14 protein-coding genes and 1 tRNA gene are annotated in these 15,655 nt (G+C 61.1%); 5 read left to right on the forward strand and 10 right to left on the reverse strand.

Annotated elements, in window-relative coordinates; all coding sequences use genetic code 11:
* The first annotated feature begins 307 nt into the window (after positions 1–307).
* Positions 308–877: a hypothetical protein gene (locus PVU19_RS12430; RefSeq protein ID WP_274789767.1), complete on the forward strand. Its 570-nt coding sequence runs from the start codon at positions 308–310 to the stop codon at positions 875–877.
* Positions 878–1,137: 260 nt separating this feature from the next.
* Positions 1,138–2,082 carry an IS1595 family transposase gene (locus PVU19_RS12435; RefSeq protein ID WP_274789768.1) on the forward strand — a complete coding sequence of 315 codons (945 nt, stop codon included), beginning with the start codon at positions 1,138–1,140 and terminating at the stop codon, positions 2,080–2,082.
* Positions 2,083–2,219: 137 nt separating this feature from the next.
* On the opposite strand, the gene tnpC is transcribed toward PVU19_RS12435, so the two are convergent.
* Positions 2,220–3,635, reverse strand: a complete 1,416-nt coding sequence (gene tnpC, locus PVU19_RS12440; RefSeq protein WP_274789764.1) for an IS66 family transposase — start codon at positions 3,633–3,635, stop codon at positions 2,220–2,222.
* Positions 3,636–4,372: 737 nt separating this feature from the next.
* Between tnpC and PVU19_RS12445 the strand changes: the two genes are divergently transcribed.
* The 3 genes from PVU19_RS12445 to PVU19_RS12455 all read left to right on the forward strand — a co-directional run bounded on the left by PVU19_RS12445 (position 4,373) and on the right by PVU19_RS12455 (position 5,581).
* Positions 4,373–4,990 (forward strand): hypothetical protein, encoded by a 618-nt coding sequence (locus tag PVU19_RS12445; protein WP_152911729.1) that lies wholly within the window; start codon positions 4,373–4,375, stop codon positions 4,988–4,990.
* A complete protein-coding gene (locus PVU19_RS12450) occupies positions 4,980–5,150 on the forward strand; it encodes a hypothetical protein (protein WP_162838269.1) in 171 nt (56 codons plus the stop codon). Before PVU19_RS12445 ends, PVU19_RS12450 begins: the two co-directional genes overlap by 11 nt.
* Before the next feature lie 86 nt (positions 5,151–5,236).
* Positions 5,237–5,581 carry a hypothetical protein gene (locus tag PVU19_RS12455; protein WP_050664450.1) on the forward strand — a complete coding sequence of 115 codons (345 nt, stop codon included), beginning with the start codon at positions 5,237–5,239 and terminating at the stop codon, positions 5,579–5,581.
* Between the two features lie 235 nt (positions 5,582–5,816).
* On the opposite strand, the gene PVU19_RS12460 is transcribed toward PVU19_RS12455, so the two are convergent.
* The 9 genes from PVU19_RS12460 to PVU19_RS12500 form a co-directional block, all read right to left on the reverse strand.
* Positions 5,817–7,309 (reverse strand): IS3 family transposase gene (locus PVU19_RS12460; RefSeq protein ID WP_274789769.1). Its coding sequence is split into 2 segments (ribosomal slippage): positions 5,817–6,880 and positions 6,880–7,309, totalling 1,494 coding nucleotides; the frame shifts between segments, so codons are not numbered across the junction.
* A gap of 382 nt (positions 7,310–7,691) precedes the next feature.
* Entirely contained in the window at positions 7,692–8,144 is a 453-nt protein-coding gene (locus tag PVU19_RS12465) for a hypothetical protein (protein WP_050662575.1), read from the reverse strand.
* Positions 8,145–8,240: 96 nt separating this feature from the next.
* Complete coding sequence (locus tag PVU19_RS12470) at positions 8,241–8,552, reverse strand: ETC complex I subunit (RefSeq protein WP_050662576.1); 312 nt, start codon at positions 8,550–8,552, stop codon at positions 8,241–8,243.
* A 190-nt stretch (positions 8,553–8,742) separates the two neighbouring features.
* Positions 8,743–10,539, reverse strand: a complete 1,797-nt coding sequence (locus PVU19_RS12475) for an ABC transporter transmembrane domain-containing protein (RefSeq protein WP_050662577.1) — start codon at positions 10,537–10,539, stop codon at positions 8,743–8,745.
* A gap of 88 nt (positions 10,540–10,627) precedes the next feature.
* Positions 10,628–10,701: transfer RNA gene (locus PVU19_RS12480), tRNA-Gly, on the reverse strand.
* A gap of 56 nt (positions 10,702–10,757) precedes the next feature.
* Positions 10,758–12,824 carry a 3'-5' exonuclease gene (locus tag PVU19_RS12485; protein WP_050662578.1) on the reverse strand — a complete coding sequence of 689 codons (2,067 nt, stop codon included), beginning with the start codon at positions 12,822–12,824 and terminating at the stop codon, positions 10,758–10,760.
* Positions 12,821–13,201, reverse strand: a complete 381-nt coding sequence (locus tag PVU19_RS12490; RefSeq protein WP_050662579.1) for a response regulator transcription factor — start codon at positions 13,199–13,201, stop codon at positions 12,821–12,823. The genes PVU19_RS12485 and PVU19_RS12490 overlap by 4 nt, the downstream gene beginning before the upstream one ends.
* Positions 13,202–13,235: 34 nt before the next feature.
* The gene (locus PVU19_RS12495) at positions 13,236–13,742 is read right to left on the reverse strand and encodes a hypothetical protein (protein ID WP_050662580.1); all 507 of its coding nucleotides are present in this window, start codon (positions 13,740–13,742) and stop codon (positions 13,236–13,238) included.
* Between the two features lie 3 nt (positions 13,743–13,745).
* Positions 13,746–15,587, reverse strand: a complete 1,842-nt coding sequence (locus PVU19_RS12500) for a DUF294 nucleotidyltransferase-like domain-containing protein (protein ID WP_050662581.1) — start codon at positions 15,585–15,587, stop codon at positions 13,746–13,748.
* Positions 15,588–15,655: the final 68 nt, after the last annotated feature.

Here is a 15,655-nt window from a genome sequence, read left to right on the forward strand (position 1 = left end):
TCATTGATTAATCACATATCTTCTTGAGCGGTCAATGCAAGTGATGGGTTACCTAAGGTTGCGCAATATTTCGCCTAGGTCAGCATTCCTGCGAGAAAATTCAGTTTTTAAAGGTAAAATATGATTGCTTACACCTTATAGGTGCATCATGGATAATGAAATGTCCTGAATGCTCCCCTTAAAGTTGTAACATATGCTTGATTAATGTGTTTTATCACATATACTGGAATCAAGGTTGAGATGGAGGATGCCAATGAGCTTTGAATCGCTAAAAATGCCCTTGCGGTCATCGCTTTTCGAGCGCTTGGTGTCATATCTCAAGCCCGCCCCGGCACCTGCGCCGCGCAGCTGGGAAGAGCCGCACCTGCCCGGCCTCGCAACCCGCCTGTTCCGGGAAAGCGAGCGACGCCTCGACGCGGTCGGTCTGGACAGCCCGCAGGCGACCGCCCGCGAGATCGAGCTGCGCGGCGCGTTCACGCATCAGAGCGTGCTTATCCTGGCCAAGCCGTCGCATAACATCACCAACCTTCAGATCTGGCTCGAATCGATCTTCGGGCTCGATGTCACGGTGGTCCATGACCCGTCCTTTTTCTATGAATGGCTGTTCCGGTTTGCGGGTCTGACCGACCTCGTGGTGATCGACCGCGATAGCTTTACCGACGAGCGGCCCGCCTTCGGCACCTTTCTCAGCGCCGCCGAGGAGGCCTGCGACGACATCCCGGTGATCGTGATGTCCGAGGATTTCGCGGCCAATGATTTCGCGCCGAGCTGGCAGGACAAATGGGATATCACGCTCAGGGCTCCGGTCGCGCAGACCACGCTTTGGCTGGCCATCAAGACGGCCGCGGATATGGCGTTCAACGGCAAGTGCCGCTGAACGCCGCACAGGATCGGTCAGTGTCAGTCCCCAGCTTTCACTGACCGCGCAAGCAGCGCCGGGATGCGGGTTCCCCCAGATCCCTCCCCGGTGCTGCTTCCCTTTTTCAGTGCTGGTCCGGGCCGAGCGCGCAAGGTCTTTGCAAAGACCTTGGCAACGCGGTTTGAAAACCGCGTTTCAAGCCGTTTGCAAAGGCGATTGTATACTTGACAAACCCAACCCGGAATCCTATCTTTAGTGCATAGAGTTAGGAGCCTGTTATGTCTGTTCTGAGCAAACCGTATATGCACGACGAAGCCGCAGCCTTTGCGCATGTCGAAAGCATCATCTGGCCCAATGGCCCGGTCTGCCCGCATTGTGGAGTGGTGGACAGCGCCTATCGCCTGACTGGCGTTCGCACCAAGGCGAGCAAGAAGAACCCCGAAGGCAAAGAGCGTCATGGTCTGTGGAAGTGCCGCGAGTGCCGTAAGCAGTTCACGGTGCGCAAGGGCACGATCTTTGAAGATAGCCACATCGAAATGCACAAGTGGCTGCAAGCCATTCACCTCATGGTATCCAGCAAGAAGGGTATCAGCAGTCACCAGCTTCACCGCGTTCTGGAAATCACGCACAAGAGCGCGTGGTTCATGTCTCACCGTATCCGCGAGGCTATGCGCAGCGACACGTCCGTTGATTTCGGCGCGGGTGGCGGCATTGTCGAGGTTGACGAGACCTTCATCGGTAAAGAGCCGGGCCAGTCTCCCAAGCGCGGTATTGGCTGGAAAATGAAGGTTCTGAGCCTTGTAGACCGCGACACAGGCCGCGCCCGCTCCATGGTGGTCGATGATCTGCGCAAGGACACGCTGGCCCCGATCCTGCGCGATAACATGGCGAAGGAAGCGCACCTCTACACAGACGAAGCGAAGCACTACACCGCAGTTGGCAAAGAGTTCGGCGCGCATGAGTGGGTCAGCCACCGCGCCAAAGAATACGTGCGCGGCGACGTTCACACGAACACGATTGAGGGTTATTTCAGCATCTTCAAGCGGGGCATGAAGGGCGTCTATCAGCATTGCAGCAAGAAGCACTTGCACCGCTATGCGGCTGAATTTGAGTTCCGTTACAATAACCGGACAGCGAATGGTGTTGAGGATGCTGAGCGGGGCTTGATTGCTCTTACTGGCGTGATTGGGAAGCGCCTTACCTATCAAAGGGCTCACGTCTAATAGCAGTGACACACTGCCTGACAGCGAGTAATTTATCTGCATGAGTAAGCAAGATAAGATTCGCCTATGCGGTGAAATTGATGAATTTTTGTAACTCCCAAGCACCCTCTCCGATAAGGTTGTGCGGGGGGCTGCCTTCAGAGCCGAGCGATGATCTGAGATGGTGACAGGGTCAGGGTGTCGAGGACATTGAGCCCGTGTTTTCTGGCCGTCGAGATGACGGACCTGATGTCGGCGAAGACCTGCGCACCCTCAACTGTGCGGAAGGTGCCCGAGATTTTCATGCGCAGCTTCATCATGCGCAGGTCCTGTTCAGCCTGGTTGTTGGTGAAGGGGACTGCGAAGTCGGCGAGGAACCGCAGGACGTCGTCGCGGTAGTCACGCAGGCGGATGAGCAGGTTATGGCCTGGCCGCCTGGCTTGTCGGCCGCGGGTGCCGGGGCTTTTGGCCAGTGGGGGCTGACGTTCGTGGAAGGCGAGCCCTTCGGCGAGGATCGCCATGTATCTGGTGACGATACCCTGGCGAACCGGTTCCGGAAGTTCGGTCTCGCCTCGGTGCTGAGCCTCGCACCTGAGCTGATTGGCGCGGTTGAGCACCGCGCTCACCTCTCTCGCCCACGGCTCCTTTTCGATCTCTTCGATGGCCTTGAGTTCGCGCAAGTGATGCGCCCCGCAGAGGGCGTGGGCGTCGACCCCACTCATATGGGCGTAGTAGGGTTTCCAGTGATCATGAACGATCGTCCCGCCGGTCAGGAAGGTTGGAACGGCACCGCGCCTGGTGTCGATGCGGTAATGCGTGAAGGCGGTATCGCAGATCGAGTGCAGCCAGTGCAGCTTGCCGGCAACACGAAGTCCGGTCTCGTCCAGATGCCGAACGCCGCCTTTGGTGAGGCGGGCAAGAATGTGCTCGACCACGCCACCCAAGGTGTGCGCCGCGCGGTTCACCCAGTTGGTCACGCTGGCTGCGCACAGGCTGGTGGCCCCAAACAGGTCGCGCAGGAGCAGGCAGACCCGATCCTCGGGTATCAGCTGCTGAACATTGCAATAGACCGCCGCCGCCCGCATGCGCGTGCCGTATTGCACATGCGCGTTCACGCCATCGGGAAAGCCAGCCGTCGTCATGGCTCGACAATGGTCGCAACAATAAACCGCCGCCTGATGCTCGGTGACCTCCAGGCGCGGCGCGGGCAGGTCGAACACCTGACGCTTCTCCATCCCCTTCGTCATCTCCGCCGTCAGGGCGCGTTGACACGCGCCACAACGCGTCGCTTCATGCCGTTCGACAAAATCGGGTGTTGGCGTCTGGCGCAGGGTGTTGCCCCGGTGGCCAACCTGGCCGCCGCTTTTCTTGCCGGACTTGCCACGCAGGCTGCGCGGTGACGGTTTCTTCAGGCCATCACTCGAAGGGGGCTTGCTGCTATTGTTGCTGTTCTTGGCCAACTGTCGGCGCAGATCCGCGTTTTCTTCCGCCATGGTCGCCAACGCGGCTTCAAGCTCAGTGATCCTGCGCAGAGCCGTGGCGAGTTGTTGTTCAAGGGTGGTAAGCCGATCCATGCCACCACTGATTCAGAGAAATCGACCCGGCGCCACGGAATTCAGCCCGGAACGAAAACTTCACGCGCCGAATGGCAAATTGGACTCACCCCGAAACTGACAATAACCCCTACCGCGGGGGTGCTTGGGAGTTACGAATTTTTACGTTTGCCAAAGTCATTAAAGGGGCAGCACCCAATTTGGCGTGAGAATGGAAGATTAGATCAAGTAGATGCGAAGTGGCCAATTATAGAAGATGGGGGGATTAGTCGGTCACACCTTAGCTTCCGCTACAACAGGGCCTCTACTGGGCAACCAAGCGTTTCATTGATTTACAAGGGCAAGAAAGTTTGTCGTGTAGACATTAAGCCGTCAGACGTTAGCGACGGCAATCCGCCTCAAGCGGATAAACTTGGCCTCCCTCCCCATGTTTTTGGAACGCACATTCATAAATGGGAGAATAACCGACAATTTATCCTTGATGCGTTACCAGCAGATGAGTGGGAAATCCCAATCAAGGAAGAAATTTCCCAAGCGACTCAAAAGCTTGGACATTTGCTGGCTTACATTTGTAGCGAATGTAATATACAATTTAGTCCAGACCAGAGGGATTTAAACCCGCCTGCGCGAGAGGGGCTTTTCTAATGCTTACACTGTGTGAATCGCTACAGAAAAGCACCAGCAATTTCTCGTCTTGCGTCGAGACGGAAAATGGCGCGCAGATGCGAACCATGTGCGTCTATCCATCTTTTGAGCCTGTGTTCGTTTATATCGTGAAGCTGGGGGATGGCTTCATCGTTCACGATGCGGGGGAAACAGTTGCTGTTATAATGGCTCATGGTCAGTCTGGAGACACTGCTAAGAAAATAATAAAATCAGAATGTAAGCGATATGGGCTTAGCTTTGGTAAGCGTCGTATATCTTTGAAAATTGAGGCCATAGATTGGCTGGAAACTGCGATTGTTTCTGTTGCAAATACTTGCGCAATGTCCGCACGAAATGCGCTTAAAGAAAACAGCAAAAAAACAGAACAGGCCCTTGCTGAAAATCTATATCAGTTACTTGAGCCAAGTTTGCCGAAGGGTGCGATAACAAAAGGCTTTCCTTATAAGGGGGCAAGCGGGCGTCGTTACAAGTTCGACCTTGCTGTTCAGTCCAGGAGTGGAATCACGCTGATTGAAACAGTCACCGCGCATGCGATTTCTGTTAATTCAAAATACGTGGCACTGGCAGACGTTCCCCACGACGCCCAGGTAAATAAAATTGTGGCGCACAATAATGACCTGAGCGCCGAAGATATTTTGCTTCTGCAAAATGTAGCCACGGTGGCCGGCCCAGATGGAGTTCACAAGCTGTTGACCCGAAATGTCCAATAAGAAATCCCAACTCGACAAGTTCAAGGAAGCCGCCCGCCAGCTAGAGACGGACGACGATGAAGATCGCTTTGAGAAGAAGTTGCGTAAGATCGTTCGCAACCGCACTAGCGATGAGGGAGGTGACAACCCAAGTAATAGGAAGGGACGTGACAGTGATTGAGGTCAACCGTGGCTAATTGGGCTAATCGACACATAGGCGAAATTTGCATTGGCGGTTTTCTCGCTCTGGTGGCCGCTGGCTTCACCATGAGTTACCAGCTAGGGCAGAGCAACACGGCTCTCTCCACCCTCAAAACCGCGGTTGATGAAAACACCACTGCCATTGAGGACTTGCAAGAGCATCTAGACGGGAGGTTTGACTTAGTGGAGTCTAGAATTGAACTTGATCAATCCGACTTAAAATCCATCCTCATGGCGACAGGCACTGTGTCAGAGGACGATGCGTTCCATGCGGCTGTAATCCGCAAGGATATTTGGGTTTTCCCGTCCGAACCTGTGCGCGCTGAATTCATTGATAGGGGGATGAAACCAGAGGCGGCAACGGATTTTCTTTCCGGGTTCCGCGTTCTACCTGCCGAAGTCATGGAGTAAATCTAGGCATTGCTTTGGGTATTGATATACCGCGTTAGGCGCGGTATTATAATACCTATGAAACTTGCATTTCTCAGCTTTGTCGCTCGCCTATTGGGCATTACCTTCAAGGTGAATGGCTTGCCTTTTGGCGCTAATCCCAAGTCCGTGATGACGACTTCAGCCACTCCGTGCAGTGATCCTTGAAGCTCGCCGCGGAACGTGTCAACGACTTTGAGACAGCAGCTTCTGGACTTTAAGCTTGATTTCCTTCGGTTGTCTTTGGTGGGTTGATCCAGACGGCAGTCGGGATTTTTGGTGGTTGCGGCGGTTTGCGCACGAACCGCTCTGGCGTGCTCAGGAACGCGGCGTCGAGGGTTGCTTGACGGGCTGTCTGGATTGCTTCGGCCTGTCCGAAGTGGATCTGGTCGGGTGTCATCAACCCGATGCCGGCGTGATGATGCTCCTGGTTATACCATGCGAAGAAGCGACGGCAGAAGGTGCGGGCCTGTTCGATGGTTTCGAAGTTCCTGGGAAATTCCGGCTGGTATTTCAGCGTCTTGAAGTGAGCCTCCGAGAACGGATTGTCGTTCGAGGTGTGCGGCCTGCCGTGGGACTTGAGCACGCCGAGATCGACCAGCATAAGGGCGGTTGTCCTTGCCTTCATGGGCCCTCCGCGATCGGCATGCAGCGTTAACTGATCGCGCGGGACGGCATGCTTTTCCATCGCGTCGATGAACAGGGCTTTGAACAGGGTTGCGCTCTCGGCGTGCTCGACGCGCCAGCCGACCACGCGGCGGCTGAAGATGTCCAGTATGACATAGAGATAGAAGTAGGACCATTTCACCGGGCCCATCAGCTTGGTGATGTCCCAGGACCAGACCTGGTTGGGGGCCTCGGCCAGCAGTTCGGGCTTTTGGTAGACGGGATGTGTGCGTTGACGGCGGCGCTCGGCAACTTCGCCTTGCGCGGCCAATATCCGATACATCGTGCGGATCGAACACAGGTAGGTGCCTTCATCCAGCAAGCTCGCAAAGGCCTCCGTGGGCGTCTGATCGGCGAAGCGGGGACTGCGCAGATAGTCCAGGACCCGAGCCCGCTCACGCTCCGGCAAGGCGCGTTGCGACGGCGGGCGCGGCTTTGCTGCGCGTGGCGGGGCCGTGAGGGCCGCGCGGTGCCGCAAAACGCTTGCCCGCGACACCGGCAGCGCGGCACAGACGGCCGATGTCAAACCGCTGCCGGCTGGCAAGGCGATCGCCGCGGCCATCATGATGTTCCGCCGCGCTCGGATGTCTGTTCCATCTCCTCCAGCAGCGCCGCCACTTTTTTTTGGATGGCGATGACGGCTTCCGCCTTGTTCAGGCGGCGCTGCAATGCCGCAACCTCTCGGTTGGCCTTGTCCAGCTCGGCCTGCAACGGGTTGACCGGCGCCTGTTGCGGGCCGCGTCGGCGGGGCTGCAATGCCCCCAGCGTGCCTGCCGCACGCGCCCGGCGCCAATCGGTCAGGGCCGAGGAATAAAGCCCCTCACGCCGCAGAATGCTGGAGACCTCGCCAGTGCCTGCTGCTCGATCCGTCTCATCCAGAATGCGCAGTTTGTATTTCGCAGTGAAGCTGCGCCGCTTCGGCGTGCGCGTCAGCTCGGCCGTGGGGGCTGCCGGTGCGGCTACGACGCGGGCAGGTGTGACGTCGGGCGAAATGGCGTCGGACCCGGCATCCGATGAAAGTGGTGTCCGTGAGGGCATGACCATCGGTTCGTTCTCCTGCGCCCTCAAGTGTAAACTTCAGCCGGTCGAATGTCTCACTATTATTGGCACGGAGGGCCGCCCAGTGCTTGTGTAGCCGCATAACGTATAGTTGGTCGCCCTTATCAAGGTGAGCACTTAAGTCTTTATGAACTTCCTTAGGGGCTTTTTGTGTATCAACGAACCACATGGAGTCTAGCGCGTGGCAACAAGTGTATTCCTCAATTGACTCGATTAAATCCACGTAGTTTTGTCCGGGTGAGTTTAGGTCATAACCGACCAGAAGAACTGACATCTCGAATCTCCTTTAAATGGAGTCCAAGCGTGCCTTTACCTCACGGGTTTGTCAAATATACAATCGCCTTTGCAAACGGCTTTGGCGCAGCCCTCAGAAGTCGAGGATACTGTCGAGGTTGTTGAGGATCGCGACCATCAGGAATACCCCACCGATAAACAGCGCCATCCAGAACAGGTATTGCATCAGAAAGGCACCGGTTCCAAAGCCGAGGGCCAGGAGCGGCAGGCTGCGCGGTTCACGACGAAAGAGACCGATCGCCCCGCACAGCGCGGCCCCTCCGGCTACAACCGGAATGGCGAGGGTGATGATCATGGCCAGGGTCATCGCCGGGGTTTCGGGCACCGGTTGAGCTTCGCCCATCATGCTGCGCATGGCCGATTTGCGGATTTCAGCGGCCATTTCGCCGATCTGCGAGGCCATGTCGGGCTGCGGCTCGGCAAAGATCGACGACAGGCTGAGCGTCACCAAGGCGACAGCGATCAGACCGGCGATGACGCCGGCCAGGCCCCAGACAGGGCGCGGGGATTCGATGGTAGGTGTCATCAGGGGGTCCTCGCGACAAGATACATCGCAAGGGGCAATACCCCCCGAAAGCGGCAGGATTATGGAAAAACGCGGGCCCCTGTCAGAGCGCCTCTGTCAGTGGGTCCAGACCTGACGACGATTGGTGGCGAAATTGTCACCGTATCCGCCGGGGCGGATGTTTGTCTTGCGCTTGTGCGGCTCCTGAACGACGGCGTCAATACCGTGCTCCTTGGCGTATTGCAGCGCCGCCTCCTTGGTGGAAAAACGCAGCCGCACCTGGGCCTGCGTGTCCTCATTCGAGGTCCAGCCCATCAGCGGATCAACCTCGCGCCGGGTCTCCGACACGAATTCCAGCACCCAGTGCCTGGACTTGGCGGTGCCGGACTGCATGGCGTTACGGGCCGGTTTGTAGATGCGCGCGGGCATGAGCCTCTCCGTGTTTGATCTGCCGCAGGTTATCCCAAATCGCAGGGGTTTGGGCAAGGGGCGAATGGCCGGGGACCGCAAGACGCATCTTGCAGGTTTGTGCCTGAAGCCCTGTCAGGCGACGGAATTTTGAAAAAATTCCGCTCAAGAAAGTTTTGAAATTTCTTGGCTCTGCCCCGACTCCGCGCCGTCACGCCGCCTCGCCATCGGTAAATTGCAACCGCGCCAACCGCGCGTATAGCCCGTTTTCCGCCACCAGACTGTCGTGTGTGCCCTGCGCCACGATCCGGCCCTGGTCCATCACCACGATCCGGTCGGCCTTTTTCACCGTGGCCAGACGGTGTGCCACGATGATCGTGGTGCGGGTCCGCGCCATCGCATCGACCGCCTGCTGCACCGCGCGCTCGCTCTCGGCATCGAGCGCCGATGTCGCCTCGTCAAGCAGCAGAACGGCGGCGTCGCGCAGGATCGCGCGGGCGATGGCGATGCGCTGTTTCTGCCCGCCCGAGAGCATCACGCCGCGCTCGCCCACATAGGTGTCATAGCCCTCGGGCAGCCGCGAGATGAAGTCATGCGCATTGGCCGCGCGCGCCGCGGCCTCGATTTCGGCATCGCTCGCATCGAGACGGCCAAAGCGGATATTCTCGCGCGCCGAGGCGGCGAAGATCACCGGGTCCTGCGGCACCAGCGCAAGATCGGCGCGGAACGCGTGCCGGGCCATATCCCAAAGCGGCACGCCATCCAGCGTGATCTGCCCCTCATCGGGGTCATAGAACCGCTGGATCAGCTGAATGACCGAGGTCTTGCCCGCCCCCGACGGCCCGACCAGCGCCACCGTCTCGCCGGGCTTGATGCTCAGGTTGAAGTCGTCAAGCGCCGGGGTCTCGGGCCGCGCGGGATAGGCAAAGCGCACCGCGTCGAACTCGATCCCGCCGCGCGCGGGGCGCGGCACCGCCACCGGGGCGGCCGGGTCCTTGACCGGGTCATCGGCCTGCAGCAACTCCACCAGCCGCTCGGTCGCGCCCGCCGCGCGCTGCAACTCGCCCCAGATTTCCGACAGCGCCGCCACGGCCCCCGCCACCATCACCGAATAGATCACGAATTGCACAAGGCTGCCGGGCGTCATGTCGCCTGCCCGCACGTCGCGCGCGCCGATCCAGAGCACGCCGACGATGCCGGTGAACACGAGGAAAATCACGATCACCGTCATCAGCGCGCGGGTGTTCACCCGGCGGCGCGCCGCGTCATGGCTGCGCTCGGTCACATCGGCGAACCGCGCCCGGCTCTCGCCCTCATGGGTGAAGGCCTGCACCGTCTGTACCGACAAGAGCGCCTCGGAGGCGTTGCCGGAACTGTTGGCGATCCAGTCCTGATTCTCACGGCTGAGCACCCGCATCTTACGGCCCAGAAAGAGGATCGGGAAGATCACCAGCGGCACGATCAGCAGGACAAGCCCGGTCAGCTTGGCCGAGGTCAGCAGCATCAGGACCATGCCGCCGATGAACAACAGCAGGTTGCGCAACGCGATCGAGACGGACGAGCCGATGACCGAGAGGATCAGAGTGGTATCGGTGGTGATCCGGCTCAGCACCTCGCCGGTCATCAGCCGTTCGAAGAACGCGGGGCTCATGCCGATCACCCGGTCGAACACGGCCTTGCGGATATCGGCAACCACGCGCTCGCCCAGACGGGTGACCAGCAGGTACCGCGCGCCGGTGCCAAGCGCCAGCAGCGCCGCGATGAAGAGCGCGCCGCCGAAATACTGATCGAGCAGCGCGCCGTCCTCGGTGCCGAAATTATCCACCACCCGGCGCACCGCCATCGGCAGCACCAAAGCCACCGCCGCAGTCAGCACCAGCGCCGCAATCGCCGCGCCCAGAAGCGCGCGATAGGGCCGCAGGAACGGCCATAATTCGGCCAGCGCCCCAACCCGCTTCGATCTCTCGCGATCCAGCTGATCGGCCCCGTTTTCGGCCTTTCGCACCATCGGTTCTCTTCCCTCGTCGTTTTGCACAGGGTCTTGGCGCGCGGGCGCGCCGGGGTCAAGGGGCTGTTCAGCCGCAGGGAGAAAGGATTGGAGCGGGCGACGGGAATCGAACCCGTATCATCAGCTTGGAAGGCTGAGGTCTTACCATTACACAACGCCCGCTCAACGGCCCCGTTGTTAGTGGAGCATGAGGCGAGGGTCAAGACGCCAAGCGGCGCTCAATAATTCTGCGCCTTGCGGATGCGGGTCATGCGCCCCTCTTCGGTGATCGCACCGCCAAGCGTGGTCACGCCCTTGGCCTGCAAGAGATCGAGCATGCGCACAAAGACCTCGGCCGTGGCCACCGTGTCGCCCATGGCGGTATGGCGCGCCTCGGGCGGGATGGTGATACCGAAGCGGTCGCAGAGCGCATCGAGCGTGTGCTGACCGGTGTGATCGAAGAGCCCCGCCGACATCAACACGGTACAGAGCACCGGATTGTCGAAGCGCCGCCCGATCACCTGCTCCTTGAGCCGTAGAAAGGCCAGATCGAACGGCGCGTTATGCGCCACCAGCACCGCGCCCCGACAGAACTCGTGAAACCGCTGCCCGGCCTCGGAAATGTCCGGCGCGCCCTCGACCATCGCGTCGGTGATGTGATGCACCCGGGTCGAGGCGGGCGGAATGGCGCGACCCGGATTGACCAATGTGTCAAAGGTCTCGCCGCGCAGAATGCGGCCATTGACGATGCGCAGACCGGCGATCTGCACGATCTCATCCCCGCCACGCGGCGAGAGGCCGGTGGTTTCGGTGTCAAAGACCACGAAACTCAGATCCGACAGCGGCGTTTCGGCCAGATCGGTGCCGGGGGCCTCGGGCAGGTTGAAATCATAGAATTCAGGCCGCGCATCGCCGGGGGCCAGCGGGGGCGCGGCCGAGGCGAGGGGCAGCACGATGCGGTGGCCATCCGCACCGGTTTCGGCCCAGAGATCGGTCTGATGCGCGGCGAGCGCGTCGCGCCCGGAATAGTCGCCATAGGCCTCGGTGAGCGGCGCGCGCAGCCAGCCGGTCAACTGCCCGTCAGTCACCGCCTCGCCCTGCCAGCCAAGAATGAGCCGGGTCTCGCCTGCCTCAACCTCTGCCGAGAGGGTCAGCGCGTCACGCGTGCCGTCCTCGGTCAGGTGGCATGAGAGCTGCGCCAAAAGCGTGGTCACGGCAAAGCCGTCGCAGGCCAGCATCGCCTCGCTGCGGGTGATCCTGACATCCGTATTGGAATGCGCCCGCACCCCGTCGAACACATGGCTGACCGCGACCGGCGACATCGGCCAGCGGCGCGACTTGATCGCGGCATGACGGGTGCTGAAATCATCGAGACAGGAGAACAGCCGCGCCACCTCGTCCTCGATCCCCTGGCGCATCTGCGCGCGCTGCTCGGGGGCGAGATCATCGACCGATTGCAGCACCTCAAGCAGCGCACCGATGGTGCCCGCGGGGCGGCGCACCCCCTCCATCAGCGCGGTGAAGAGGTGATCATGGGCGGCATGGGCGCTCAGATCCTCGGTGGCGTCGCGGAAGATCAGGACATGGCCCGACAGTTCCTCATCCGACAGGATCGGGCTGACACGGCCCAACAGGAACCGGTGGCCATCGGCGGAGGCGGCCAGAAACGTCTCGGCGGTAACCTCACCGCGCACGCGGGCCTTTTGCATCCGCGACAGCGCATCCATCACCGGCTCTGGCCGCAGGAAGGCCGAGAGCGGGCGGTCAAGGCCGATCTCGCCCAGAAGGTCCTGCGCCATGCGGTTGTACAGCATCACGCGATTGTCGGGCGTGGCCACCACAGCACCCTCGCCCAGATCACGAAACAGCGCCTCGAAGAGCGCCTTTTCCCGGGCGATGCGAGCGGTCTCACGCTCGACCGCGCGTTGCCGCGCGGCGCGCGCCTCTGATAGCGCGGCGTTGATCGCGTTGGCGGCGGGGGCCAGCGTGCTGAGATGTTTGGCCTGCCCCTCGTCGATCTGCAAATCCACATCGGCGCGGGCGCGGGTGGTGAGGTCCGAGGCGAGCGCAAGGATCGGCTTGGCGACGTTTTCATCGAACAGCAGCCCGATCCACGCCGCCAGCCCCAGCAGCCCGAGCGTCCCGATCAGCCCAGCGATCACGTAGCCATCGGGTGGCCCGCCCGCGCGGGAATAGCCAAAGATCAGCGCCCCCGCGATCAGCACAGCCCCGCCCAGCCCGAGGGCGGCAAAGAAGAGCGCAAAGCGCACACGCAGGCCAAGCCGCTTGGTCAGACGCTCGATCATGCCCCCTCCTCCGCCAGCAGCGCGTTGATCTGCGCAGTCAGATCCGCAGCCGCGAAAGGCTTGGTCATGAAGGCATCGGCCCCCACCGCCATGCCCTTGCGCCGCTCCACCTCGCCGCCGCCAGCGGTGATCATCAGCACCTTGATGCCCCTGAGGGCGGCGTCCCGGCGAATGAGCTGGCAAATCTCATAGCCCGAACGTTCGGGCAGCATCACGTCGAGCACCACCAGATCGGGGCGCGCCTCGGCCAGCGCCTCGAGGGCGGCATTTCCGCTCGCCACCCGGCGCAGGGCATAGCCCGCCCGCCCGATCAGATGGGTGAGCGCCAGCGCGATATTATCCTCGTCCTCGACGAGCAGAACGGTTTTTTGCGACATTGCGGGCCTCCTCTCCCGGTCATGTCCGACGCACTCACGTCTGGCAGAGCGCCTCGCTCAGCGGGTCGTCCTCGGCCATGCTCCTCCACGTGGCCTCGGACGGGTCGGCCAGCGCCGCGCCACTGACATCGGCGCGCGTAGCTTGCGCACAGTTCACAAGTTGCGGGCGTTTTGCGGGCGGTGTCCAGCGTGCGAAAAAATAAAGGTCGGCCAACAGGATACCGGGGGCATCGGGATTGGTCTGCACGCTCTCGCGATCGAGCGCCATGATCCGCGTGGTCTGCGGGACGACATAGGTCCAGGGTTTCCAGAACCGGGTTTCCTCGACCGTGACCAGCACCTCCACCCCCTCGGGCAGCCCGTCGGTGGTGCGACCGGCCCAGCTATATTCCGACCAGATCGCATAGCCCAGCATGGCGATCCCGGCCATGACCGGCGTGATCCATTTGGGCAGACGCCCGCCGCTCAGATGCCCCGCGATGAGGGCGAGACCGGCCGCGACCGCGCCTGCGGCGAATGTGGCGATGAGTTCAAAGAACATGGGTTATCCTCTTGCCCCGCGCGACTGTCCGAGGGCCGATTGCATTGTCTTGACCACCATGAAGGCATCGCGCAGGTGATTGCGCTCCAAATCCGACAGATCGGACGGGTTCATGAAATTATCCGGCACCTTGCCGCCCGCGATCTGCGCCGCCTGATGGCGCAGCCGTGTCTCGGCGATGAGGTCATAGGCATCAAGCAGATCATGCGCGCCGCTCTCGGAGATCACGCCGCCCGCGCGCGCGCCCTCGATCCGGTCGCGGGTGCCCGCCTCTTCCAGTGATCCCAAGAGCGCGTAGATCCGCCCCAGATCGACCACCGGCACGACGCCGGAATGCTTGAGGTCGATGGTGTTCTTGTGCTCACCCGAGCGAATGAGCGCAAAGCCCCGCAAGAGGCCCAGCGGCACGGTATGCTTGAGCGCATTGGAGATCATGTGCGCCACGAAAATCGAGTTCTTCTTGGCCTGCGCCAGCACCTCGGCCTGCAGGTTCTCGAAGAGCGCCGTCTCGCCCGCGATAGCGCGCAGGTCGAACATGACCGAGGCCAGCATCTGCGCCTCGTTGTCGGGCTGCGCGATCCAGCGCGAGAAATAATCCCGCCACACCCGGCGCGGTTGGCGCCAGCGCGGATTAGTCGCCATCATGTCGCCGGGGCAGTAGAAGAACCCGCAGGTATCCAGCCCGTCGCTGACGAACTTGGCGAGATCGGCGAAATAGGCGTCGTGGTGCGCGGGATCGAAGGCATCATCCAGGATCAGGCAGTTGTCCTGATCGCTGACGCCGGTCTGCTCGCGCCGCCCCTGAGAACCGCAGGCGGCCCAGAGGTAAGGAACCGGGGCAGGCCCCAGCCGTGTCTCGGCCAGCCGCAAGAGCCGCCTTGTGATCGCATCGGTGATATCGGTGATCCGCCGGGTGATCGAGGCGGGCTTCACCCCAGCCTGCACCAGTTGCGCCAGAAGGCCCGGCACCCGCTCCATCACATGGGCCATGTCATCGGGCGTATCGGCATGGGTGATATCGGCGACCATATGGCTCGCCGTGGCGGCCTGTTGGCGGAAAAGGTCGGTCTTGCCGATCATGCCCACCACACGGCCACCCTGTGCCACCGGCAGATGGTTGACCTTCAACTCCGACAGCAGCATCAGCGCGTCGAGGCCCAAACGGTTCGGCGCGATGGTCACCGGGTCGGGCGTCATCACCTGAGCCACCTTGATCTGGCCGTCCAGCCCCTCGGCCAAGACCTTATTGGTCAGGTCATGGGCGGTGATGATGCCGGTCAACTGCCCCGCCTCCATCACCACGACCGAGGAAATGACGTGATCGCGCATCAGCCGCGCGACATCAGTGATCGTCGCCTCAGGGCCACAAGTGACGGGATGTTTCGCCATCAGGTCCGAGACCTGAAGCGCAGTGAGGCCGGTCGCATAGGGGCCGGCATCCGAGGGGTCGGTGGGCCGCGCGCGGGCGAACCAGCGGGCGATCCCGTCGCATTCCTCCATCAGCGCCAGGAACTCTGACCCGGGAATGAGGATGAGGCGCGCAGGCTCGGACGCGCGGGCGGTCAGTTGCGCGGTGCCGTCCCGCAGCAAGCCGCGCTCGCCCATGATATCGCCGGGGCCGCGATGCGACACGAGGTCATTGGCCCCGGTCTGAATATCGAACGCGCCCGACACGATCACGTAAAGCCCCTTGAGCGGCGCGCCCTTGGCAAAGAGCGTCTCGTCCTGCGCCACCTCGACCGCCGTCAGACCGGGGGCAAGCCGCGCGCGCATTGCATCGGTCAGCGCGTCAAAGGGGGCCTGCGCACACAGCGTGTCGATCAGGGCGGGGTCGGTCTCGGGCATCGCCGGGCCTTTCGTGGGGTGTTCGGGATCAATAACCTAAAAGCGCCCGGTCATGGCCGAAAATATCG

The sequence above is a fragment of the Roseovarius tolerans genome, from assembly GCF_028885395.1.
In the GTDB taxonomy this organism is placed as follows: Bacteria; Pseudomonadota; Alphaproteobacteria; order Rhodobacterales; family Rhodobacteraceae; genus Roseovarius; species Roseovarius tolerans.